Consider the following 578-nt stretch of genomic DNA (forward strand, 5'->3'; position numbering starts at 1 on the left):
CGCCATGAGGGTAAGACAGGGATGTTGGCGGTGGAAAGGATAATGAATCGATGGATACCAGCGTCGAGCATCGAGGCATCACCCCGAGGCGTCTCCTCATAGCGGCCGGCTTGGCGCTCGTTGTCGCGGCAGTTGGGGCGGCTGCATTTCCACGTCTCGTGGCGGCCGGTGCCGATCCCGCTGCGCTGACAGCCCTGCGGGCTTCGATCGTGGTCTGCTTCGCGGCGGCGCTGTTGCTACCGGTTGCCGCGATCGTCAGGCGACTCGTCCGCTGAGCCGTCCGAACGATGGTTGGCTGCTGAGTGCTTTGATCGCGGCAGATCCGGATGGCCCGGCCAAGCCTCGCTTGCCCTCCCACCGGGTGGCATCAGGACCCTGATTTGCCCTGCGTAGCCTGCTGTCATGACCGAGAAACCGGTTCGCTTCGGTGGACGACATGACGTGGAGTTAGTGGTAGTTCTGGATTGTTCCGACTTGGATCGGTCGGCAACGTTCTGGTGCGGTGTGCTCGGCTACCGCGCTGAGCCGAGTTCGCCCGGCCGCTATCAACAGTTGATGCCCCCAGACGGTCATGGCCC

The 578-nt window shown here is 63.7% G+C and carries 2 protein-coding genes; both read left to right on the forward strand.

Annotation, left to right across the window (positions count from 1 at the left end):
• The first annotated feature begins 50 nt into the window (after nt 1-50).
• On the forward strand, nt 51-275 hold the full coding sequence (locus tag Aut01nite_RS43110) for a hypothetical protein (RefSeq protein WP_152629018.1): 225 nt from the start codon (nt 51-53) through the stop codon (nt 273-275).
• A 127-nt stretch (nt 276-402) separates the two neighbouring features.
• A partial coding sequence (locus Aut01nite_RS43115; RefSeq protein WP_307837573.1) for a VOC family protein occupies nt 403-578 on the forward strand: 176 nt, incomplete at its 3' end.

The organism is Actinoplanes utahensis (genome assembly GCF_016862455.1).
Classification (GTDB): domain Bacteria; phylum Actinomycetota; class Actinomycetes; order Mycobacteriales; family Micromonosporaceae; genus Actinoplanes; species Actinoplanes utahensis.

Coding starts and splice junctions, on each gene's coding strand:
- Aut01nite_RS43110 (WP_152629018.1), top strand. CDS start 51: ATGGATACCAGCGTCGAGCATCGAGGCATCACCCCGAGGCGTCTCCTC.